We start from the raw sequence: 20,165 nt of genomic DNA on the forward strand, positions 1-20,165 counted from the left end.
TTGTGCGGTACGACCGCGCGACCTGCGGGACGTCAGTCGCGCGATATGGACAGCCCCGCGAGAAGCGGAGCGTACGCGGTGAACCTGCTGGATACGAACTCCGTGAAGAGCCGGACGCGCTTCGTCTTGCGTGTCTCCCCCTGCGTGAGAAGCCAGAGCGTTCCGTACATGTGCAGGTCGGTGCCCGGCACCCTCACCAATAGGGGGTCGGCATCTCCCACGAAGCACGGCAGTGTCGTGATCCCGAGCCCTTGCCGTACCGCAACGATCTGCGCCTCGCCGTCCGTGGTCCTGAACGGAACCCCTGTAGCGCGAACCTCACCCTCGGTGGCCCAATCCGGAATTCCATGCATGCTTATGACGATCCACCGGATGGGATCAGGCGCGCCCGCACGCCATGCGGCCAGTCGATCACAGGAAATGTAGACGCCGCCAAACAGCTCCGGTCCCTTCAGGCCGTGAAGATTGAGCGGCAGGGTTTTGCGGTCGTAGACGACGCGGATCGCCACATCGGCCTCTCGGTTGGTCAGGTTTGCCAGCTCGCCGGACGACACGATTTCCATCTCGATATCAGGATGCAGACGCGCGAAATCGGCGAAGTCCGGCATGAGCAGGTGTGTCGCGAGGGGCGGAGCCAACGTTACCCGCAGAAGGCCGCGCACGCTCTGGTCACGCCCGAAGACGCGCGTCTCCAGCTGGTGCGACGACGCTTCCATCTGGTTCGCGAGCTCGAGGACCTCCTCGCCCGCAGCCGTCAGGCGGTAGCCCGAAGGCAGCTTTTCGAACATCTGCGCCCCGAGGCGTTCCTCAAGCTGTGCGATGCGTCGCAGCACGGTCGAGTGATACACCCCGAGGCCCTCGGCGGCAGCCCGCACCGAGCCGCCGCGCGCCACGGCAAGAAAGTAGCGAATGTCATCCCAGTCGATCATGGTGCAATCCCGCACCGCGCGGTGCGTCTTACAAAGTCCGTATCGAACGCTTTCGTACAGCAGTACGGGCGGTCATCATAGCTAATGTCGACGAGCACGGCCGAATTTGGAACGGTCGACAGCGATCGTCGCGGCTGGCGTCAGTCGTCCACCCGGATCGATTTTGCACCACCGATGTGCGCGCTTCCGCACTCAACGCCTGACTCCGGCGGACCTATTTGGAGGGTCTCGGGGACGTCCCCCAACGACCAAAGGATGCATGACATGAACAGACTGAATGGAAAGACCGCCGTGATCACCGGTGGCGCTACCGGCATCGGCCGCGCCGCAGCAAAGCGCTTCATCGAGGAGGGCGCTTTCGTCTTTATCTTTGGCCGCCGGCAGGAAGCGCTCGACGCCGCAGTGGCCGACCTAGGGTCCAATGCCCGCGCGGTGAAGGGCTCGGTCTCCGATCTGGGCGACCTCGACCGGCTTTACGCGGCGGTGAAGGCCGAGCGCGGAACCCTCGACATCGTCTTCGCCAATGCCGGGGCGGGAAGCCAACTTGTGCTCGGCAAGATCACCGCCGAGCACATTGACGAAACCTTCGACACCAATGTGAAGGGTACGATCTTCACGGTCCAGAAGGCGCTGCCACTGATGGGCCAGGGCGGTTCGATCATCCTGACTGGATCGAGCGCTGGCACTACGGGCGCCCCGGGAATGACCGCCTACAGCGCGAGCAAGGCGGCAGTGCGCAACCTCGCGCGGACCTGGGCGGAGGACCTGAAGGGCACCGGCATCCGGGTAAACGTGCTGTCGCCCGGGGCGACGGCGACCGAACTCGCGAAGGAAGCGCTCGGCGAAGATGGAATGAAGGTCTTCGCCTCGATGACTCCGCTCCAGCGTATGGCCGATCCGGCGGAGATCGGGGTGGCGGCTGCCTTTCTCGCGTCGTCGGACAGCAGCTTCATGACCGCCAGCGAGGTCGCGGTTGACGGCGGCCTTGCGCAACTCTGACGCGCTGCACCCGGCCAGGCGCTCCATTCGATTACCGTTCAAGGCCGGGGAATCAATATCAACACAATATCGGAGAAACATTATGAGCTACGCAATTGTAGGATTCGGCAAGATAGGCCAGGCCCTTGCCCACGCCTTCGCCCGTAAAAACATCGAGGTGGCCGTCGCGAGCCGCCGGCCGCCCGAGGCGTTGGCGCCGCAGGCTCGGGCGATTGGGCCCACGATCGTCGCCAGGTCGCTGCGGGATGCACTCGAGGCCGACACGATCATCCTGGCGGTCCCGTTCGGGGAGCATCGCGAAGTTGCCAACGCCCTGCCGAGCTGGGAAGGCAAGACAGTCATCGACACGACGAACTCGTTTCCCCTCACTCCCGAAGAGCTGGACGGCCTGCCGTCCTCCGCCTTCGTCGCGAAGGCGTTCACCGGCGCCAAGCTCGTGAAAGGGTTCAATCACCTGATTGCCGCCACCCTGGCTTCCGATCCGATCGTCGAGGGCGGCCACCGGGTCGTCTTTCTGTCGAGCGACGACGAGGACGCGATCGCTTCCGTGGCGGACTTGGCCAAACAACTCGGCTTCGCACCCGTCACGCTGGGAAAGCTCAACGAGGGTGGCGCGCTGGTGCACGCACGCGGCCGCACTTGGGGCCAGCTCATCTTCCACGATTTGTTCAAGAAGGAGCAATAATCGATCTACGGCCGTGTGATTTGGCCCAAGAAGTACGATGGCATAGGATTCGCTCGAGTGTCCTCTGCCATCCGATACTACCCCACGGTATTCCCCGTCACTCCCACTCGATCGTGCCGGGCGGCTTCGACGTGACGTCGTAGACCACGCGGTTGATGCCGCGCACTTCGTTGATGATGCGGGTCGCGGCGCGCCCGAGGAATTCCATGTCGTAGTGGTAGAAATCCGCCGTCATGCCGTCGACCGAGGTGACGGCGCGCAGCGCGCAGACGAATTCATAGGTGCGCCCGTCGCCCATGACGCCGACCGTCTGGACGGGAAGCAGCACGGCAAAGGCCTGCCAGATGGCGTCGTAGAGGCCGGCCTTGCGGATTTCGTCGAGATAGATCGCATCGGCCTCGCGCAGGATCTCCAGCTTTTCGCGGGTGATGCCGCCGGGGCAGCGGATCGCAAGGCCGGGGCCTGGGAAGGGGTGGCGGCCGATGAAGCTGTCGGGCAGGCCGAGCTCGCGGCCGAGCGCGCGCACCTCGTCCTTGAAGAGCTCGCGCAGCGGCTCGACGAGCTGCATCTTCATGCGCTCCGGCAGGCCGCCGACATTGTGGTGCGATTTGATCGTCACCGACGGGCCGCCGGTGAAGGAAACGCTCTCGATCACGTCGGGATAGAGCGTGCCCTGACCGAGGAAATCGGCGCCGCCGAGCTTCTTCGCCTCTTCCTCGAAGGTCTCGATGAATAGCCTGCCGATGATCTTGCGCTTGGTTTCCGGGTCGCTGACGCCTTCGAGCTCGCCGATGAAGCGGTCGGCGGCATCGACATGCAGCAGATGCAGATTGTAGTGCTCGCGGAACATGGCGACGACGCCGGCTGCCTCATCCTTGCGCATCAGCCCGTGGTCGACGAGGATGCAGGTCAGCTGGTCGCCGACGGCCTCGTGGATCAAGAGCGCTGCGACGGAACTGTCGACGCCGCCCGAAAGCGCGCAGATGACGCGCTTGTCGCCCACCTGTTCGCGGATCTGCTCGACCGCCTTCTGGCGATAGGCAGACATCGACCAGTCGCCCTTGATGCCGGCGATGTTGTGAATGAAATTGCCGATCAGCTTGGCGCCGTCGGGCGTATGCACGACTTCCGGGTGGAACTGCACGCCGTAATATTTGCGCTTCTCGTCGGCGATGAAGGCATAGGGCGCGTTGGAGGAGGTGGCGACCACCTCGAAACCATCCGGCAGCGCGGTGACGCGGTCGCCATGGCTCATCCAGACCTGGTGGCGCGAGCCCGAGGACCACAGTCCCTCGAACAGCTGGCAGTCCCTGTCGACCTCGAGGAAGGCGCGGCCGAATTCGCGGTGATGGCCGCTCTCGACCTTGCCGCCGAGCTGCATGCACATCGTCTGCTGGCCGTAGCAAATGCCGAAGACCGGCAGGCCGCTGTCGAAGATGATCTGAGGCGCTCGCGGCGATCCCTCGTCCACCGTGGAAGCCGGGCTGCCGGACAGGATCACGGCCTTCGGCTGCAGGCGCCGAAAGGCCTCTTCGGCCGATTGGAAGGGGACGATCTCGCAATAGACGCCAGCCTCGCGCACGCGCCGTGCGATGAGCTGGGTCACCTGGCTGCCGAAATCGACGATGAGAACGGAGTCGGGATGTGCTGTCTGGGTCATGGCGAGGCTTTAATGAAAAGTGCTTCGCCTGGCAATCCGGGAAATCGGCGGCATCGGGTTTTTATTGTTCCAATTGTCCCGCATTCAGGGGCTCAGAACCAGAAAACCCCGTCCTCCAGCGCCGTGAACAGGCTGTCGACGCCGTAGGAGAGCTTGCGGTCGACGATGTGCAGATATTCGGTCCAGCCGGAGATATGCTGCAGCTCGACGGCGCCGTCGGAAATGCCGCGAAGGCCGATCAGCGGCAGCTTGTAGCCCTGGCAGGCCCGCAGCACCGCATAGGTCTCCATATCGACCATGTCGGCGTCGATGCCTGTATAGGCGGCGCCCGAGATGATGTTGCCGCCGGTAGAAAGGCTTGCTTCGGCAATGCCGGGAATGCGCAGCGGCAGCTCGAGCGTTGCGGGCAGGTCGAGAAAGGGTGTCTTGCCCTTTTCGAAACCGAGCGGCGAGGCGTCCATGTCGCGGTAGGAAACCGAGGTCACCTGATAGATTTCGGTCTGCTCCAGTTTCGCGGAGCCGGCCGAGCCGAGGGACACGACGAGATCGGGCAGTTCGTCGACGGCATCCAGCCGCGCCAATGTCTTGCTCAGCGCGATGGCCGCCTCGACCGGGCCGACGCCGGTCATCAAAGGTTCGATGCGCGAACGCAGGAAGGGACCGTATTCGGCCTCCGCCGCCATGACGAAAAGGATGGATTTCCCCGCGACCGATTTCAATTCAAACTTCATCCCGTGATGCCCTCTCTACCGCGGATCACCATCATCGTTCCGGTCATGGAGGCGATGAGCTTCGCCGGCCCGTCGCTGATTGCGTAGCCTCGTCCGTCGGCGACGATGATGGTGGAGCCGGGTTTGGTGATTTCCCCGCGAAACAGGAAACGATCGCCACGCCCCGGCGACATGAGATTGACCTTGAACTCGATCGTCAGGATCGAGGCTTCCGGGTCGATGACGCTATAGGCGGCAAAGCCGCAGGCCGAATCGAGCGCTGCGGAAATGATCCCCGCATGCAGGATGCCATGCTGCTGTGTCAGCTTGACGTCGAAGGGAAGCTCGATCTCGACGACGCCGTGCTCGACGCGCGTCAGCTCCGCGCCGATCGTTTCCATCGCCGCCTGCCGCGCAAAATTACGGCGGATCCGCGCGCGGAAATCGCCCCTGTCAGTCTCGCTCATGTCTGCCCCTCTTGCAGCCGCGAAATTGGCATGGCGCGCCGCATTCGACAAGCTGGACATTGCTGAAATCGGTCTGGCCGGTGATGGAAACCCGGGACCGTGTCGCCGGGGCAACCCTTCACCTTTCCGTCGCCGTGCAAGCCGGTACCGCTGGCCAATACCGCTGGATCGTGGCGATCCGATGCGAAGACGATTGCAGCTTCGCGCGGCACGCGTATTCTCCGCATCGGGTTGCGAAATGACGGAGCGCCAGCATGACGACGATATCGCAATCGGTCCGGAATTTCGAGACCTGGCTGGCCGGCGAACTCGGCGACGATCTCGTCAAGGACGATCTCCGGGAGAAGCATGAGAAGATGCGGAGCGACGATTTCGTCTTCCTGCGCGCCACCTATTGGCGCTGGTGCGAGATCATCCTCGATATCTGCCCGGAACTTAAAGGCGCGCCTGAGGTACTGGCGATCGGCGACACGCATCTGGAGAATTTCGGCACCTGGCGCGATGTCGAGGGCCGGCTCGTCTGGGGCGTCAATGATTTCGACGACGCGGCGATGATGCCCTATGTATTTGATCTCGTACGCCTTGCGACAAGCGCCGTTTTGGCTCGCGGCGGCGACGGTCCCTCGGTTCGCATGATCGGCGAATTGATCTTGAGCGGTTATCGGAGAGGCCTTGAAAATCCGCTGCCCGTCATCCTCGAGCGCGACCACAAATGGCTGCGCAAGGCGCTGCTGCTGCCGAATTCCGAACGCCGGGAATTCTGGGAGAAATACGAAATGCTGCTTCCCGGCAAGAAGCCGCCACCACCAGCCTATGTCAAGGCGCTCGCAGACGCGCTGCCGTTGGGGTCAGGATCCTTCGTGGCGAAGCCGCGCAGCGGCGGTACCGGCAGCCTCGGCCGGCCGCGTTTCGTCGCCTATGCCGAATGGCAAGGTGGACCGGTGCTGCGCGAGGCAAAGGCGCTGGTGCCGTCCGCCTGGTCGCTTCGCCACAACCCGCGAGATGTGGCGATCCATGCAAGCGAGATCGCCAATGGGCGGGCGCGCTCAGTCGATCCTCACTACCGGGTCTCCGGCCGCATCCTCATGCGCCGGCTCTCGCCGAACAGCTGCAAGATCGAAATCGACCAGCATCCCGAGATCCTGCTTTCGCCGACGATGCTCGAACTGATGGGCTTCGAGATCGCCAATTGCCATTCCGACGATGCGGCGGCGGTTACAGCGATCCTGAAGGATTTGGCGGTGCGGGGAAACGAATGGCTGCATGAGGCGGCAAGGGCCGCGGCATCCGGCGTCAGCGCCGAGCAGAAAGCCTATTCCCGCGCCGGCTGAAGCAATTTCAGCAAAAGTGTGCAGCGGTTTTGCGTCCGGAATTGCGCTTCTCTGATTTAGATCCGCACGATGTGCTGATCCCAGGCGACGTCGCTGCGGGTCGACAGGAAATCGCCGTCATAGGAGGAGACGGCAAAGCCGCTTCTTGCCGGCGCAATGCCCGCTGCATCCGGAACGACGGTCTCGGCCAGCACCTTGCCCGACTTTGCGTCAAGGGTCACCGAGGCGCCGCCCTTCGGCGAGGTGATGCCGACAAGACCTTCGCGGCGATTGACGGCGATCGCCCCGACGTAGTTGGCGAGCCTGCGCGTTGTCTCCTCCGGCAGGTCGATGAAGGTAAGATCTTCGCCCTTGGCGAAATGGCCGACAAGCGGCGGCAAATCCTTACGGTGGCCTTCATACTGGCAGGCGAACCAGATGCGGCCCTCGCCGTCGAGATCGACGTGGCGGGTGGAGAGTTCCGCCCATTCCGCCGGCAGCACATGTTTTTCGACCAGCGCACCGGTTGCCGCATCGATCAGCGCCAGCGACGGCTGCATCTCGCCGAGATTGAGTTTGGTGCGGCCGAAATCCGGATGTGTCTCGATGCCGCCATTGGCGACGATGAGCAGGCGTCCGTCATCGGACACCGCCATGTCGTGCGGACCGATGCCGTAGGTCTCGAATTCGCCGATGCGGGCGAAGCGGTCGGTGGCGTCGTAGAGGCCGATCATGCCGCGATTGCCGTCGAAGTCGTTCTCGCTAGCGTAGAGCAGACGGCCGTCGGGAGAGAAGGCGCCATGGCCGTAGAAATGCCGGTCCTCCCTGGAGTTGATGACAACAGGCTCGCTTTTGTTCCAGGGATCGAAGACCATCGCATAGGTGCCGGGCCGGCGTGCAAAGGCGACAGTCTTGCCGGTGCTGGCGCTGAAGGCCATGCCGTGAGCGCGGGCGGGAAGCGCCACTTGATCGACGATCTCGCCACGCTCGGTCACGGTCGCGATGGCAAAGGAGCCGTCGGCTGCCCGAATGCCCGAGGCATAGACGGCATCGGCCCGCTCCAGTGCCATCAGCGACCTCGGCGCCAAGGCAGCAAGGAAGCCAAGGCCGGCCGCCTTGACGAAGTTGCGTCGGTCGATCGCGGCACTTCGCATCATCGTCTCAATCTCCGTCCGAAAAGGAAAAGCCGGCCGAAAGGCCGATAGCCGCGCCATATTCGTCGCTGATCCTGGTGATCAGGTCGCGGCTGTCGGCAAGCAGCGCATCGAGCTTCGCCTTCTCCGCATCGCTGACGGCGATGTCGATGTCGGGATTGAGCTTCGGTACGCTGTCGAGCAGCGATTTGAAGTCCTGGTCGATCGAGGCAGCGATCGGCTGCTTGTCCGGCGGCAGAAGTTCGGCCATGCCGGCCTTCTGCCAGAGCGTGCGCAGCCCCTCCAGATTGGCGGCCATCGATTTCCAGGTATTCTTGGAGCGCCAGTAGATCGCCATGCGTGGCCGTGGCGCGGTGTCCTTGCCCTTGTAGAACTGCTCCAGCCGCTGGTCGCGGACATTCTCCGCCCCATGGACGAGAATGCCGAGCAGCGCCGTCACCGCTTCCTTGTTGTCCATGAAATCGTTGCTCTGCGGGCCTGGATGTTTCCAGCTCGCCTGCACGCCATCGGGCTTTTCCCAGGCGGCGACGACTTCGCCGGCCTCACGCTGGATATTGCCGGCGACCGCCTGGCCGTAAAGGCAGCGGAAACTGCCTTTCTGCCCGACGAGATCGTCGGAGCCATTGCCGTAAAGCACGTATTCCAGCGCCGTCAGGCCTTGCAACGCAACGCTCTTGCCGGCGATCGCATCAACGGTCGCATCGTTCGGATCGGCCTTGGCAATCAGCGCCTGGACCTGCTTGAGGCCGACGCCCTTGCGGTCGGGATAAAACAGGATGTGCTCGAAGAGATTGTCCTGGATAACAGGCCCGGTCTGGACGATCTCGATGATCGACCAATAGCGGATCGTGTCGTCGAAGGTGGACTTCGCCTTGTCGAGCGTCTGCTGCGTGCCGTCGGCGCAAAGATCCTTCATTGCCGTCGTCAGCCGGGCGGCCGATTGCTGCATGTTGCGATAGCCGGGACGGATAACCTCGTCGACGGCGCGCTGCATGACGGCGGGAACGGCATCCTCGTTCAGCCCTGCCGGGGGAGTGGTCGTCTGGGCGGCCGCGGATGTCGCGAGGCCGATCAGAGGAAGGCAGAGCAGGCGGTGCCAAAGGCGCATCAAAGTGACTCCAGGAATGTAATCAGGGCCGCCCTGTCGTCTGTCGGCAGGGAGGAGAAAGCGTTGCGGGCCTTTTCAGCTTCGCCGCCATGCCAGAGGATCGCTTCGGTGAGATCACGCGCACGGCCGTCATGCAGGAAAAAGCTGTGTCCGCTGATAGTCCGGGTCAGTCCTATACCCCATAGCGGCGGCGTGCGCCATTCACGTCCGCTTGCAAGACCGACCTGCTGCCCGTCGGCAAGGCCGTCGCCCATGTCGTGCAGAAGAAAGTCGGAATAGGGCCAGATCAGCTGGAACGACTGCGCCTTGTCCGGCGTATCCCGCCGGGTGACGAATTTCGGCACGTGGCAGGAAATGCAGCCGCTTTCGTAGAAGATCCGCTTGCCCCGCAGCGTCTCGGGGAAACTCGCCTTGCGGCGCGCCGGAACGGCGAGATTTTCGGAATAGAAGGTGACGAGGTCGAGAATGGGACCCGGCGCTTCTTCTGCGCCCAGCCGCTTCTGCACCCCGGTCGGCATATCAAGGCATTTTTCTTCCGCTTTGGTGCAGTCGCCCTGCGCCTTCGGCTGATCGGGCGTCGAGATGCCGATATCATTGGCGAAGGCATCGGCACTCTGATCGCGCACCGTGGCGTTCTGCGCCTTCCAGCCGAAGCGGCCAAGCGCGATCTTGCCGCTGCGGTGGTCGCGCACTATCGCCGCCTTGCCGGAGATGCCGTCGCCGTCGACATCATCAGGATCGGCATGGGCAAGGATATCGGCCTCGGGAATTGCCTCGATCAGTCCGAGGCCGATCATCGCCGAGGCGACACGCGGCGAAATCGTCGTCGCGGGGTCGAGCGGTCCATAGCCAAGGTTCGTCACCGCATAACTCGGCCGGCGCAGCGACACGGTCTCGCCGTCGCCGAGCGTCACTCTTTCTTCGTGATAGTTGATCGCCATCTTCCCTTCGGCAGCAAGGCCGGGAACGGCGAGGTCCTGCAACTGATGGCCGTAGACCGGATCGGGAAAGTTGACGACATCAGCTACCGCGATCGCCTTTTCTTCCTCGGGCGTCGTGGCCGCGCGGGAAAGCCGCAGGAACATCGAGGTGGCGCTCGGGCCTCCCTCCGGCGGTTTGCCGCGGCCGTCATTGACATGGCAGCTCATGCAGGAGCGGGCGTTGAAGAGCGGCCCGAGACCATCGGAGGCCTGCGTCGAGGAGGGAGCGGAAACCCAGAGCTTGCGGAAGAGCGCATTGCCGAGCTTGAAATTCTGCTCTTCCTCGAAGGGGATGTTGGCCGAAATATGTGAGAAGCTGTCCTCGGTGACAGGGTCGATCGAGGTCGTCGCCCCCGCCTGCATCGCTTCGTATTGTTCGGCCTTGGAAAAATCCGCCGTCGGCCGGGTGACGTCGGCGACTCGTTTCAGATCCGCGTCGGAAAGGTCGGTGCGTTTCGTCGGCAGATCGAAACCGGCGGCGATGCTGACGGAAAAACCGGCAAGCGTGGCGCAGAGCGCTGCGCTGGCGAAAAATCGGCGGGCCGGGGCATGCGACATTTCAGGGTCCGGGCCGCTCCGGCTTTCGAAGCGGCCCGCCTTTTTGCTTATTTGAAGACGGCGTTAGGATTATCCAAGCTGTCGGAACCTTCAAGCTGAACCGTGCCGAGATCGAGTGCGGCTATAACGCGCTGCACCGATTTCGTCTGGTCGATCAGCCCATCGATGGCGGCCTGAACGACCGCGTTGCCTTCCTTGTTGCCTTCGCCGATCATCTGGTCGTACTTCTCGACGGCCTCGCCGCGCTTTGCCATGGCATTCATCGCATCGAGCGTCTTGTTGAGCTTGCCTTCAACTTCGGCATCGAGCGCCTTGTCCTTGGCGGCCACCAGATCGTGCAGCGACGGGCCGCTGAGCTTGGTGCCGTCGACGCGGGTATAGTTGCCGGTATAGGCGGCAGCAATGCCGATCGCGTCGTTGAGATGCGAGTTGTAGGTATTGTCCGAGAAGCAATCATGCTCTTCTTCCGGATCGTGCAGCAGCAGGCCGAGCTTCATGCGCTCGCCGGCAAGCTCGCCGTAGGAAAGCGAACCCATGCCCGTCAGGATCGCGACGAGGCCGGCCTTCGGATCGGCTTCGACGTTCTTCGTCGCAGCACCATCCGGCTTCCAGTTGTCGGTCATTTCCTGCAGATCGGAAACGAGCAGGGTGGAGGCGGATTTCAGATATTCGGCACGGCGGTCGCAATTGCCGTGCGTGCAGTTCTTCAGGTCGTAATCGGTTGCCGGGCGGTCGCCGGCGCCAGGGCCGGTGCCGTTCAGATCCTGACCCCAGAGCAGGAATTCGATGGCGTGATAGCCGGTCGCGACATTGGCTTCGATGCCACCGGCCTCGGCCAGCGTGCCAGAGAGGAATTCCGGAGTCAGCTTGGAAGCGTCGACATCCTTGCCCTCGATCTTGATCGTTTTGTTGGCGATGACATTTGCCACATAGAGAGAATTTTCGTCGCTCTCGGTGCCATAGGAGGCATCGACATAGTCGATCAGGCCTTCATCGAGCGGCCATGCGTTGACCTTGCCTTCCCAGTCGTCGACGATCGGATTGCCGAAGCGATAGACTTCCGTCTGCTGGTAGGGGACGCGCGCCTTGATCCAGGCGTCTCTGGCGGCCTTGAGCGTCGCATCGGTCGGCGCCTTCAGGAAGGCATCGATCGCGGCGTCGAGCGCCTTGGCCGTCGTCAGCGAGTCCTCGTATTTCGCATGCGCCACGTCGGCATAGTGTTTCACCACGCTAGCAGCATCGGTCTCGGCATGCGCGGGAAGGGCGAGCAGGGCGGCGGGGGCGATCGCCAGCACGGCTGCGCGGAATTTGCGGTTGAGCTTCATGATCCTCTCCTGTGACGGATTTTCCGTCTAATCGGGCTCCGTCTCTTCGCGCAAAAGCAAACTTGTGTCAAACGCTCTAGTTTGGAATGATTTTAAGGACGCAGAGGCACTGCCAGCGCTGCCTCTTTTAAACGGCATCTGCTTGAAAACCGGCATCTCACGCGTCCAGCGCAGCGTCATTCCGCCACGGCATCACGATGCGCTGTCGACGCCCGCTAAGCCGCGTCAGCCCTTCCGCTGCATGCGGCAGAAGAAGAAGCCGTCCGTGTCGGTGGAGGCCGGCGTCAGCGTCACCGACAAGCCGTCGGAAGAGTGCGGACGCGGGGCGTCCTTTCCGAAGAGCTGATCCCAGGCAGGCAGGGCGCTGACGATCTGAAAATCGGGATTATCCGCCGTGAAACGGCGCGCCTGCTCCTCGTTTTCCTGGGGCAGGACCGAGCAGGTTACATAGATCAGTTCGCCGCTTGGCTTGACGAAGCTGCTCGCCTGCGCCAGCGCGTCCTGCTGCTGGGCGGTGCGCTCGTCGAGGTTCTTGGCCGTCAGGCGCCACTTCGTATCGGGCCGGCGGCGCCACGTGCCGGTGCCGGTGCACGGCGCGTCGACCAGCACCTTGTCGCAGCGTCCGGCAAGGGCGGAGAGTGCCCTGGCGTCGTCATGCACCTGGACATTGCGTGTGCCCGCCCGCTTCAGCCGCTCGATGATCGGCGCTAGCCGTTTGCGGTCGGCGTCATAGGCGTGAACCTGTCCCTTGTTCTGCATGGCCGCGGCCATGGCGAGCGTCTTGCCGCCGCCGCCGGCGCAATAGTCGAGAACCTGTTCGCCATCATGGGCGAGCACCAGGTCGGCGACGATCTGCGATCCCTCATCCTGAACTTCGAACCAGCCTTTTTGGAACGAAAGCTCGGCTGTCACGTTCGGAAGACGCGACGCGCCTTCGCCGGCGGCAATCCGGATGCCTTGGCGGGCGATCTTCGCAGCATGCGCGTTGGCTCTTTCGAGCGCCTTGACGACCTTTTCGCGGGAGGCTTTGAGGCTGTTGGCGCGCAGATCGAGCGTCGGGCGGGCGGCGAGTGCCTGTGCCTCGGCGAGCCATGCGGCGCCGAAGGCCTGTTCGAAGGAGGGTTGGACCCATTCGGGAATATCACCGCGAATATGCGGCGGCGCATCGTCGAGCGAGCGGCTTTGAAAGGCCGAGGCGGCGTCGGCCGAAAGCGGCGCCGGCGCAAACTTGTCATCTGCCAGCTCAGCGGCAAGACTGTCAGGTGTGAAACCCCATTGGCGGAACATGACGGCATGGGCAATGGCGGCGGCACTATCGTCATCCATCAGCCAGGCATGGGAAAGCCGCATGCGCAGTGCGTCATAGACGATGTTGCCGATCGCAGCACGATCGCCGGAACCGGCGAAGCGGTGCGCGAGGCCCCAGTCCTTCAGCGCGTCGGCGACGGGCCGCTTGCGGGCATCGATGTCCGCGAGCACAGAAATCGCCCCTTCGAGGCGGCCGCCCAGACGCATTCACATGTCTCCTGTTGCCGTGGCGTGTGAACGACCAGCGCAAACGCGATGGTCACGCAGTGGATTGTTCACAAGTCTCAACCGGGTGGTAACCGCGATTGACGGCAAGAGCAAGCGCTGCTTCCGGCGCAGTCAGTGGTGGCCTCAGCTGATGACCTCGGCTGTCAGCTTTAGCTGATCACCTGGTAGCAGACCTTCGCAGTGCCGGAGCTCACCATGCCGATATTCTGTGCGGCGGCGCGCGACAGGTCGATTACTCGACCACGGATGAACGGACCACGATCGTTGATGCGAACGACGACGGTGCGGCCATTGTTGCGGTTGGTGACCTTCACCTTGGTGCCGAAAGCAAGCGAGCGATGTGCGGCAGTCAAGATGGCAGGATTCATACGTTCCCCGGAAGCAGTTTTGGAGCGAAGTGCGTACCATGAAGCACCGCCACAGCCATTTGCAGCAAAACCTTCCGCCGGAAGCATGGAAGAACAGGCGGCAATAGTTGCGGCGACGATAATAGAACGACGTATTTTCTTCAAAACAGAGTATCCCTCAACTATTGAACTCACGCCCTTGCAGGCGGCGGGGCTTAAATCTGCGAAAAAGTGGCGAAAAAGTGCCGGGCGTGTTCACGGAATATTACAATCTGTAACATTCGTGAGCGCGGTGATGGAATCTCAGGAATCCATGCCGTCGCCAAATGTGGAAAAAACCTAATAAAATCAGCTAAAATCCGAACGAATATTCCGGAGGGATAGTTAACGCCTCGGCGTTCACGAAAATCGCGAAAATATTTTTCCGATTTCGCCATATTTGCTGCCACATTTGGGCAAATTTAAAGGCCGTTAACCATAAGATGCGGCGAAAATTGTCCGGCCAAAGCGGGAAAGTAGGAATTTCCTACTCATTTTGGGTGAGTGCATCCGTCGCAAACAGGACTGCGTTCTAACCGCGCCAGCGTCCGTCCTGCCACAATTGCGCAAGCGACATCGGATAGTTCGGGAAGGAGAATGCGAAGCCGGCGGCCTTGAGTTTCGCATTCGAGATGCGTTTGTTCTCGCCGTAGAAGGAGCGCGCCATCGGCGTCAGTTCGGCGGTCTCGAACGCCTGCTCCGGCGGCGGTTCGACGCCCATCAGGCGGGCTGCCTCGACGATCACATCCTGCGGCGGGCCGGGCCGGTCGTCACTGACATTATAGATGCCGCCGAGGCCGTGCTCCGACAGGAAGCGTGTCGCCGCGCCAATATCCTCGACGCGGATGCGGTTGAACACCTGGTCCTTCTTGATCAGCCGTCGTGCCGTGCCCTTGTCGAGATTGCAGAAGGCGTTGCGCCCTGGCCCGTAGATGCCGGAAAGGCGAAGCACCGCCGCCGGCACGCCGCGTTCCCGGCCCATCGCCAGCCAGCCCTCTTCCGCCTCGAGCCGCTCGGTCGACCGCCCGGAAACGGGCACACACGGCGTTTCCTCGCTCACCCAGGCGCCCTTGTGATCGCCATAGACGCCGACGGTGGAGAGATAACCGATCCATTCGAGCTTCGGCAGCAGGCTTGCGCCGTCTTTATCAAGCAGCCGCAGCAGCGGGTCGGCCTTTCCAGGGGCGATCGACTGCACCAGATGGGTGACGCCGTCCAAAGCTTGGCGGAGCCCCTCTTCCATGCTCTCGCCGTCGAAAAGGAATGCTTCGATGCCATTCTGGCGGAGCGCATCCATCTTGTCAGGCGAGCGCGTGGTGCCGGAAACGCGCACGCCGTCGCCGGCAAAGGCCTTGGCGATTGCCGTGCCGGAATAACCGCAGCCAAAGATCATCACATGCATCAGCCCACTCCCGCCAATCGCCATTCGTTCAGGACGTCGTCATCTTTCTCGTCTGCCCTTTGTGCGGCAAAGGCCGAGAATTCGCCAGCCTCCATCAGCCGCGAAAGCGCCCAGACCGCCATGCCGCGCACCACCGGCGAGGAATCCTCCGAAAGCCCGCGACATGGCCCGATGAGCACCTTGTCGCCGGAATTGCCGGCGGCGATCAGCACATTGCGGACGAAGCGGTCGCGGCCGATGCGCTTCACCGGCGAACCGCTGAAGAAGGCACGGAAGGCGGCATCGTCAAGCGTCAGCAGAAAGGCGATCGACGGCTCCTTCAGATCTTCCCGCGCCTGTAGCTTCATCTCGGAGGCGGAGCTTGCGAACTTGTTCCAGGGACAGGCGGCAAGACAGTCGTCGCAGCCATAGATGCGATTGCCGATCAGCCCGCGCAAATCGGTGTCGATCGGTCCCTTGTGCTCGATGGTGAGATAGGAGATGCAGCGCCGCGCGTCGATCTGGTAAGGCGCCGGGAAGGCAGCCGTCGGACAGATGTCGAGACAGGCGCGGCAGGAGCCGCAATGATCGCTCTCCGGCGCATCGACCACAAGATCGGCGGTGGTGAACATCGTGCCGAGGAACAGCCAGGAACCGTGCGTGCGGCTGACGAGATTGGTATGTTTGCCCTGCCAGCCGAGCCCGGCTGCCGCCGCTAAGGGCTTTTCCATGACAGGCGCCGTATCGACGAAGACCTTCACATCAGCGCTCGCCCGCGCCGCAAAGCGCGTGGCGATTTCCTTCAGCCGGCCCTTGATGACGTCGTGGTAATCGCGGTTCCGGGCATAGACTGAGATCGCTGCTTTGTCAGGCTTGTCGAGAATGCCGCGGGGATCTTCTTCCGGGGCGTAATTGAGGCCGAAGACGACGACGGAGCGCACCTCGCTCCAGAGTGTGCGCGGATCTCCGCGCCGGTCGCGCGTCTCCGCCATCCAGTCCATCGTCCCGTGGCGCCCGGCATCGATGAACTGGCCGAGACGCTCCTTCGCTTCAGGGATCGCGTCCGGGCGGGTGATGCGGCAGAGATCGAAGCCCTTGGCGGCAGATTCCGCCCGGACGAACTCGGTCAAATTGTCGCGGCGGCGGCGCTCTTTGTCATCATTGTCAGGTTCGGGCATGAAGAGCCCTCGTCAGAAATCCAGATCGGCATAGTGTGAAACCGGTGTCAGGCCGCGCACGCGCTCGGTCAGCATCGGCCGGAAGGAGGGACGCGACTTCAGCCGCTGATACCAGTCCTTGACGACGGGCGAATCCGCCCACTCGATCTCGCCGAGATAATCGAGGATCGAGATCGAGGCCGCGGCGGCAAGGTCGGCATAGCTCATCCGCTCGCCCGCCAGCCACTGACGCGAGCCGGCAAGCCAGGTGAGATAACGCATATGCTGGCGGATATTCGCGCGGGCCGTGCGCAAAACCTTCGAATCCGGCGCTCCGCCGCCCTGATCGGCGGTCATCTGCAACTTATAGACACGCTCGCGGGCGAGCGGCTTGGTCACATCGTTTTCCATCTTCTGCATGAACCATTCGGTCAGCCGGCGGATTTCCGCCCGCTGGAAAGGGTCTTCGGCGAGCAGCCGCCGGTCGCGTTTCAAGACGCCGTGCGTCTCGTCCAGATATTCGGAAATGACGCTTGCGCCGCAGAGCGCGCGCATGCTGTCGTCGACATAGACCGGCAGCGTGCCGGCCGGATTGAGCGCCAGGAAATCCCGGCGCTTCTCCCATGTCTGCTCCTCGATCAGATCCGCCTGATAGCCGTATTCCGCCAGGATCAGCCGGACGAAGCGAGATGCGGATGACATGGGATGATGATAAAGCGTGGGCATCGATACTCGGGCTTTGTGATTGCTGTTACAGGACTGTGTGGCAGCTCGATTATAGCGCCCTAGTCATGACTCATTGGTTGAAGCTATAGGTGCTTGGCCCCGCCAATACAAGCGAATCGGATTTTTCAGGCCATCTGATAATGGCGAAGCACGGTCTAACGAACGAATGGAAGCGGCAGCCTGATCGGCCCAAGCGCTCAGGCCCGACCGAACTTTAAACCGGAGACAATGTATGGATTATATAAATGCTGCAATTCTCGGTGTCATAGAAGGGATCACCGAATTCCTGCCGATCTCGAGCACCGGCCACCTGATCATCGCGGAGCAATGGCTCGGACATCGGTCGGATATGTTCAACATCGTCATTCAGGCGGGCGCCATCCTCGCCGTCACCATCATTTACTGGCGTCGTCTGGTGGATCTGGTACTTGGTTGGCGCGATCCTGCCAACCGCGATTATGCCGCCAAGCTGATCGTCGCCTTTCTGATCACCGCCGTTCTCGGACTGGTCGTCAAGAAGCTCGGCTTTGAACTTCCAGAGACCGCAACACCGATCGCCTGGGCGCTCATCATCGGCGGTATCTGGATGATTTTTGCCGAGTGGGCCGCCGCCCGCAAGCCGCCCCATAAAGAGATCACCTGGCTTGTCGCCATTCTGGTCGGCATCGCCCAGATCGTTGCCGGCGTCTTCCCGGGAACCTCGCGCTCCGGCGCCACCATCTTCGTCGCCATGCTGGCAGGCACGGGCAACCGCGCCGCCGCGACCGAATTTGCCTTTCTCGTCGGCATACCCACAATGTATGCCGCCAGCGGCTATGAATTGCTGAAGACGTTTAGGGATGGCGGAGCTGCAGGCGAAGACTGGACAGCGCTCGGCATCGCCTTCGTCGTCTCCACGGTCGTTGCCTTCATCGCCGTCAAATGGCTGCTGGCCTATATCAGAAGCAACCGGTTTACCCTGTTTGCCATCTACCGCATCATTCTCGGTGTCTTGCTGCTCGGCATGGCCGCGACCGGCCTGATTGCCTGAGACATCCGTCCTTCATTGCATTCGCGCAACTCCTGGCGCGAATGCACATGCCCCGTCGGACTGCACAAACAGGCACCCGATTACCGGCAAGGTGCCGAAATTTTCAGTTGGTCATTGAGGGGATAGACTCCAGCCGCCGCTTTGAGCAGGTGGGACTGAGCGATGATCTTGAAGCGCCCTGTATTAGGCGTTTCGATCGACTGCTTGCTTGGAGCAGGATGCCGGCGCAGGGCCGGGCTTTCGTCAATGGATGATCGAGGCCGTCGAGCAAAGATCGACGCCGTAGGCCGGCGAGCAATCGCCCTTTACCGCCGCGACCGAACCGGGCGCAACGAAAGAGCCTGCAAGGATAACCAGCGCCGCACACGCAAACAGGAGCGCGATTGACTTGCCCATTGAGAATTGCCTTTCACAGTGATTGCCGCGCGCGACCGCAGGCGTTGAGTCCGTTGGAAGACGCGCGGGTTTGGTAGTCAGTGGAATGGCAAATAGCAATAAACGTTCCTGCTAAATTTCGCGTTAATTCCACAAAATTTCCGATGCGTCTTTTATGCAACGCTACTGAATATGCCGAGCACCAGAACACTTCAAACTTGCGCCGGGCTTTGCGGGACACGCCAACGCCAAAACGCCGCCCGCGGTATCGACGGACGGCGCTATCGTTCCTCGAAAAATATGGTCAGGCAGCCTTGCCGGTGCCGGTGTACTGGCCGTGCGGACGATAGTGCACCAGATAGGAGCCGAGCACCGATGCCACCATGGTGGGCGTAATGCCGAGGCCCTTCAACGTGCGGCCTTCCGCCTCGGCTTCGGGGGAGACGATATTGTCGCGCTTCAGCATGCGCACCTGATCCGGCGTGATCGGTGGCGTTATGAAGGGGACCAGCGAGGCGATGCTGCCGATCATCGAAGCGATGCCGAAGGGCAGCGATACCAGTGGGTTCTTGCGGCACGTTACCTTCAGCATCGTCTCGAGACATTCGCGGAAGCTCAGCACCTCAGGCCCGCCAAGCTCGTAGACCTTGCCGCCGGCAACTTTGCCGTCGACGGCGCGGGCGACGGCCTCGGCGATATCTTCGACATAGACAGGCTGGAATTTCGTCTTGCCGCCGCCGATGAGCGGCAGGATCGGCGACATGCGCGCCATCTCGGCAAACTTGTTGAAGAAGCTGTCCTCCGGTCCGAAGACGATCGACGGACGGAAGATCACTGCATCGGGCTTGACCGAGAGGATGGCCGTTTCGGCGCGGCCCTTGGTGCGGCCATAGTCCGAATCGGATCTCGCATCGGCGCCGATCGCTGAAATATGGGTGAGGGTGGCACCTGCGCCACGCGCCGCCTCAGCAATCGCACGACCGCCGAATTCCTGCACGGCGTCGAAAGTGTTGCGGCCGGTCTCGTGCAGAATGCCGACGCAATTGACGACGTGGCTCGCACCATCGACGGCGCGGTCGATCGAGCTGCGATAGCGCAGGTTCGCCTGCACGAAGGAAATCTGGCCGACATTGCCGAGCGGCTGCAGGAAGCCGGCGAGATCGGGACGACGCACGGCGACGCGGATGTTATAGCCGCGCTTGGCCAGCGCCCGAACCACGTGCCTGCCCACGAAGCCGGACCCTCCGAACACGGTGACGAGCGGCGGCAGGTTGGCAAGGGTCATGGCAGGCTCCTCGAAAGGCTTTGCGGGATGCTGAATTGGCTCTCGTCTTAGCCGAATCCCGGCGCGACGGGAAGGCCCATCACGCCGTCAGTTTTTTAGGAAGTGACCGCGCTCTAGACGCCCTCGACGACGACCATTTCCGCATCCGCGACTTCCTGGCGGATTTTCGCGGCGATCTGGTATTCCGGCGAATTATAGCAGTCGACCGCATGTTGCATCGAGGGGAATTCGATCACCACATTGCGGACGCGCGCCCTGCCCTCGAGCTCGGTAAAGGCGCCGCCGCGCGCCAGAAAATTCGCGCCATATTTTTCGAAGGCCGGCTTGGCCGCCGCCACGTAATCCTTGTAGCGCTCGGCATCTCGAACGTCGACGCGGGCGATCCAGTATCCTTTGGCCATGGT

The 20,165-nt window shown here is 62.3% G+C and carries 21 protein-coding genes; 5 read left to right on the forward strand and 16 right to left on the reverse strand.

Annotated features, from left to right (window positions below):
• Positions 1–32: 32 nt before the first annotated feature.
• The gene (locus A6U98_RS05025; RefSeq protein WP_064648355.1) at positions 33–929 is read right to left on the reverse strand and encodes a LysR family transcriptional regulator; all 897 of its coding nucleotides are present in this window, start codon (positions 927–929) and stop codon (positions 33–35) included.
• A 264-nt stretch (positions 930–1,193) separates the two neighbouring features.
• On the opposite strand from A6U98_RS05025, the gene A6U98_RS05030 reads away from it, so the two are divergent.
• Both A6U98_RS05030 and A6U98_RS05035 read left to right on the forward strand, forming a co-directional pair.
• Complete coding sequence (locus A6U98_RS05030; RefSeq protein ID WP_064648695.1) at positions 1,194–1,928, forward strand: SDR family oxidoreductase; 735 nt, start codon at positions 1,194–1,196, stop codon at positions 1,926–1,928.
• An 82-nt stretch (positions 1,929–2,010) separates the two neighbouring features.
• Positions 2,011–2,613, forward strand: a complete 603-nt coding sequence (locus A6U98_RS05035) for an NADPH-dependent F420 reductase (RefSeq protein ID WP_064648356.1) — start codon at positions 2,011–2,013, stop codon at positions 2,611–2,613.
• A 97-nt stretch (positions 2,614–2,710) separates the two neighbouring features.
• Here A6U98_RS05035 and guaA read toward each other — a convergent pair whose 3' ends face one another.
• The 3 genes from guaA to A6U98_RS05050 form a co-directional block, all read right to left on the reverse strand.
• Positions 2,711–4,273: a glutamine-hydrolyzing GMP synthase gene (gene guaA, locus A6U98_RS05040; RefSeq protein ID WP_064648357.1), complete on the reverse strand. Its 1,563-nt coding sequence runs from the start codon at positions 4,271–4,273 to the stop codon at positions 2,711–2,713.
• 92 nt (positions 4,274–4,365) lie between these two features.
• Complete coding sequence (locus tag A6U98_RS05045; RefSeq protein ID WP_064648358.1) at positions 4,366–5,004, reverse strand: 5'-methylthioadenosine/S-adenosylhomocysteine nucleosidase; 639 nt, start codon at positions 5,002–5,004, stop codon at positions 4,366–4,368.
• Positions 5,001–5,450, reverse strand: coding sequence for a PaaI family thioesterase (locus A6U98_RS05050; protein ID WP_003544704.1), 450 nt, complete (start codon positions 5,448–5,450; stop codon positions 5,001–5,003). The genes A6U98_RS05045 and A6U98_RS05050 overlap by 4 nt, the downstream gene beginning before the upstream one ends.
• Before the next feature lie 254 nt (positions 5,451–5,704).
• Between A6U98_RS05050 and A6U98_RS05060 the strand changes: the two genes are divergently transcribed.
• A complete protein-coding gene (locus tag A6U98_RS05060) occupies positions 5,705–6,781 on the forward strand; it encodes a DUF2252 family protein (protein ID WP_064648360.1) in 1,077 nt (358 codons plus the stop codon).
• 56 nt (positions 6,782–6,837) lie between these two features.
• On the opposite strand, the gene A6U98_RS05065 is transcribed toward A6U98_RS05060, so the two are convergent.
• From A6U98_RS05065 to A6U98_RS05090, 6 genes are all read right to left on the reverse strand, one after another.
• Positions 6,838–7,917 carry a DUF1513 domain-containing protein gene (locus tag A6U98_RS05065; protein ID WP_064648361.1) on the reverse strand — a complete coding sequence of 360 codons (1,080 nt, stop codon included), beginning with the start codon at positions 7,915–7,917 and terminating at the stop codon, positions 6,838–6,840.
• Between the two features lie 4 nt (positions 7,918–7,921).
• Entirely contained in the window at positions 7,922–9,022 is a 1,101-nt protein-coding gene (locus tag A6U98_RS05070) for an imelysin family protein (RefSeq protein ID WP_064648362.1), read from the reverse strand.
• The gene (locus A6U98_RS05075) at positions 9,022–10,560 is read right to left on the reverse strand and encodes a di-heme oxidoredictase family protein (protein WP_064648363.1); all 1,539 of its coding nucleotides are present in this window, start codon (positions 10,558–10,560) and stop codon (positions 9,022–9,024) included. The genes A6U98_RS05070 and A6U98_RS05075 overlap by 1 nt, the downstream gene beginning before the upstream one ends.
• Positions 10,561–10,607: 47 nt before the next feature.
• A complete protein-coding gene (locus A6U98_RS05080; protein WP_064648364.1) occupies positions 10,608–11,885 on the reverse strand; it encodes an imelysin family protein in 1,278 nt (425 codons plus the stop codon).
• A gap of 225 nt (positions 11,886–12,110) precedes the next feature.
• Positions 12,111–13,400 carry an RsmB/NOP family class I SAM-dependent RNA methyltransferase gene (locus tag A6U98_RS05085; RefSeq protein ID WP_064648365.1) on the reverse strand — a complete coding sequence of 430 codons (1,290 nt, stop codon included), beginning with the start codon at positions 13,398–13,400 and terminating at the stop codon, positions 12,111–12,113.
• A 170-nt stretch (positions 13,401–13,570) separates the two neighbouring features.
• Entirely contained in the window at positions 13,571–13,876 is a 306-nt protein-coding gene (locus A6U98_RS05090) for a septal ring lytic transglycosylase RlpA family protein (RefSeq protein WP_018447889.1), read from the reverse strand.
• On the opposite strand from A6U98_RS05090, the gene A6U98_RS37480 reads away from it, so the two are divergent.
• The gene (locus A6U98_RS37480) at positions 13,776–14,111 is read left to right on the forward strand and encodes a hypothetical protein (protein WP_245304488.1); all 336 of its coding nucleotides are present in this window, start codon (positions 13,776–13,778) and stop codon (positions 14,109–14,111) included. The genes A6U98_RS05090 and A6U98_RS37480 overlap by 101 nt on opposite strands.
• 228 nt (positions 14,112–14,339) lie before the next feature.
• Here A6U98_RS37480 and A6U98_RS05095 read toward each other — a convergent pair whose 3' ends face one another.
• The 3 genes from A6U98_RS05095 to A6U98_RS05105 are packed head-to-tail and all read right to left on the reverse strand — an operon-like array spanning position 14,340 to position 17,071.
• Positions 14,340–15,209 (reverse strand): SDR family oxidoreductase, encoded by an 870-nt coding sequence (locus A6U98_RS05095; protein WP_064648366.1) that lies wholly within the window; start codon positions 15,207–15,209, stop codon positions 14,340–14,342.
• The gene (gene queG / locus A6U98_RS05100) at positions 15,209–16,366 is read right to left on the reverse strand and encodes a tRNA epoxyqueuosine(34) reductase QueG (protein WP_064648367.1); all 1,158 of its coding nucleotides are present in this window, start codon (positions 16,364–16,366) and stop codon (positions 15,209–15,211) included. Before queG ends, A6U98_RS05095 begins: the two co-directional genes overlap by 1 nt.
• A gap of 12 nt (positions 16,367–16,378) precedes the next feature.
• Complete coding sequence (locus A6U98_RS05105) at positions 16,379–17,071, reverse strand: glutathione S-transferase family protein (RefSeq protein ID WP_003544722.1); 693 nt, start codon at positions 17,069–17,071, stop codon at positions 16,379–16,381.
• A gap of 232 nt (positions 17,072–17,303) precedes the next feature.
• Between A6U98_RS05105 and A6U98_RS05110 the strand changes: the two genes are divergently transcribed.
• Positions 17,304–18,101 carry an undecaprenyl-diphosphate phosphatase gene (locus A6U98_RS05110; protein WP_027682063.1) on the forward strand — a complete coding sequence of 266 codons (798 nt, stop codon included), beginning with the start codon at positions 17,304–17,306 and terminating at the stop codon, positions 18,099–18,101.
• A gap of 243 nt (positions 18,102–18,344) precedes the next feature.
• On the opposite strand, the gene A6U98_RS37060 is transcribed toward A6U98_RS05110, so the two are convergent.
• The 3 genes from A6U98_RS37060 to A6U98_RS05120 all read right to left on the reverse strand — a co-directional run bounded on the left by A6U98_RS37060 (position 18,345) and on the right by A6U98_RS05120 (position 20,162).
• Positions 18,345–18,497, reverse strand: a complete 153-nt coding sequence (locus tag A6U98_RS37060) for a hypothetical protein (RefSeq protein WP_197496347.1) — start codon at positions 18,495–18,497, stop codon at positions 18,345–18,347.
• A gap of 283 nt (positions 18,498–18,780) precedes the next feature.
• Entirely contained in the window at positions 18,781–19,761 is a 981-nt protein-coding gene (locus A6U98_RS05115; protein WP_064648368.1) for a complex I NDUFA9 subunit family protein, read from the reverse strand.
• Positions 19,762–19,874: 113 nt separating this feature from the next.
• Positions 19,875–20,162: a DUF1330 domain-containing protein gene (locus tag A6U98_RS05120; protein ID WP_064648369.1), complete on the reverse strand. Its 288-nt coding sequence runs from the start codon at positions 20,160–20,162 to the stop codon at positions 19,875–19,877.
• Positions 20,163–20,165 lie beyond the last annotated feature (3 nt).

The sequence above is a fragment of the Rhizobium sp. WYCCWR10014 genome, from assembly GCF_001657485.1.
Taxonomy (GTDB): Bacteria; Pseudomonadota; Alphaproteobacteria; order Rhizobiales; family Rhizobiaceae; genus Rhizobium.

Bases quoted from the DNA above. Each gene is read 5' to 3' on its own strand.
- A6U98_RS05035 (WP_064648356.1), top strand. From the start codon at position 2,011: ATGAGCTACGCAATTGTAGGATTCGGCAAGATAGGCCAGGCCCTTGCC.
- A6U98_RS05120 (WP_064648369.1), bottom strand. From the start codon at position 20,162: ATGGCCAAAGGATACTGGATCGCCCGCGTCGACGTTCGAGATGCCGAG.
- A6U98_RS05025 (WP_064648355.1), bottom strand. From the start codon at position 929: ATGATCGACTGGGATGACATTCGCTACTTTCTTGCCGTGGCGCGCGGC.
- A6U98_RS05110 (WP_027682063.1), top strand. From the start codon at position 17,304: ATGGATTATATAAATGCTGCAATTCTCGGTGTCATAGAAGGGATCACC.
- guaA (WP_064648357.1), bottom strand. From the start codon at position 4,273: ATGACCCAGACAGCACATCCCGACTCCGTTCTCATCGTCGATTTCGGC.
- A6U98_RS05060 (WP_064648360.1), top strand. From the start codon at position 5,705: ATGACGACGATATCGCAATCGGTCCGGAATTTCGAGACCTGGCTGGCC.
- A6U98_RS05095 (WP_064648366.1), bottom strand. From the start codon at position 15,209: ATGCATGTGATGATCTTTGGCTGCGGTTATTCCGGCACGGCAATCGCC.
- A6U98_RS05080 (WP_064648364.1), bottom strand. From the start codon at position 11,885: ATGAAGCTCAACCGCAAATTCCGCGCAGCCGTGCTGGCGATCGCCCCC.
- A6U98_RS05090 (WP_018447889.1), bottom strand. From the start codon at position 13,876: ATGCTTCCGGCGGAAGGTTTTGCTGCAAATGGCTGTGGCGGTGCTTCA.
- A6U98_RS37060 (WP_197496347.1), bottom strand. From the start codon at position 18,497: ATGGGCAAGTCAATCGCGCTCCTGTTTGCGTGTGCGGCGCTGGTTATC.
- A6U98_RS05030 (WP_064648695.1), top strand. From the start codon at position 1,194: ATGAACAGACTGAATGGAAAGACCGCCGTGATCACCGGTGGCGCTACC.
- A6U98_RS05105 (WP_003544722.1), bottom strand. From the start codon at position 17,071: ATGCCCACGCTTTATCATCATCCCATGTCATCCGCATCTCGCTTCGTC.
- A6U98_RS05050 (WP_003544704.1), bottom strand. From the start codon at position 5,450: ATGAGCGAGACTGACAGGGGCGATTTCCGCGCGCGGATCCGCCGTAAT.
- A6U98_RS37480 (WP_245304488.1), top strand. From the start codon at position 13,776: ATGGCAGGATTCATACGTTCCCCGGAAGCAGTTTTGGAGCGAAGTGCG.
- A6U98_RS05085 (WP_064648365.1), bottom strand. From the start codon at position 13,400: ATGCGTCTGGGCGGCCGCCTCGAAGGGGCGATTTCTGTGCTCGCGGAC.
- A6U98_RS05065 (WP_064648361.1), bottom strand. From the start codon at position 7,917: ATGATGCGAAGTGCCGCGATCGACCGACGCAACTTCGTCAAGGCGGCC.
- A6U98_RS05070 (WP_064648362.1), bottom strand. From the start codon at position 9,022: ATGCGCCTTTGGCACCGCCTGCTCTGCCTTCCTCTGATCGGCCTCGCG.
- A6U98_RS05045 (WP_064648358.1), bottom strand. From the start codon at position 5,004: ATGAAGTTTGAATTGAAATCGGTCGCGGGGAAATCCATCCTTTTCGTC.
- queG (WP_064648367.1), bottom strand. From the start codon at position 16,366: ATGCCCGAACCTGACAATGATGACAAAGAGCGCCGCCGCCGCGACAAT.
- A6U98_RS05115 (WP_064648368.1), bottom strand. From the start codon at position 19,761: ATGACCCTTGCCAACCTGCCGCCGCTCGTCACCGTGTTCGGAGGGTCC.
- A6U98_RS05075 (WP_064648363.1), bottom strand. From the start codon at position 10,560: ATGTCGCATGCCCCGGCCCGCCGATTTTTCGCCAGCGCAGCGCTCTGC.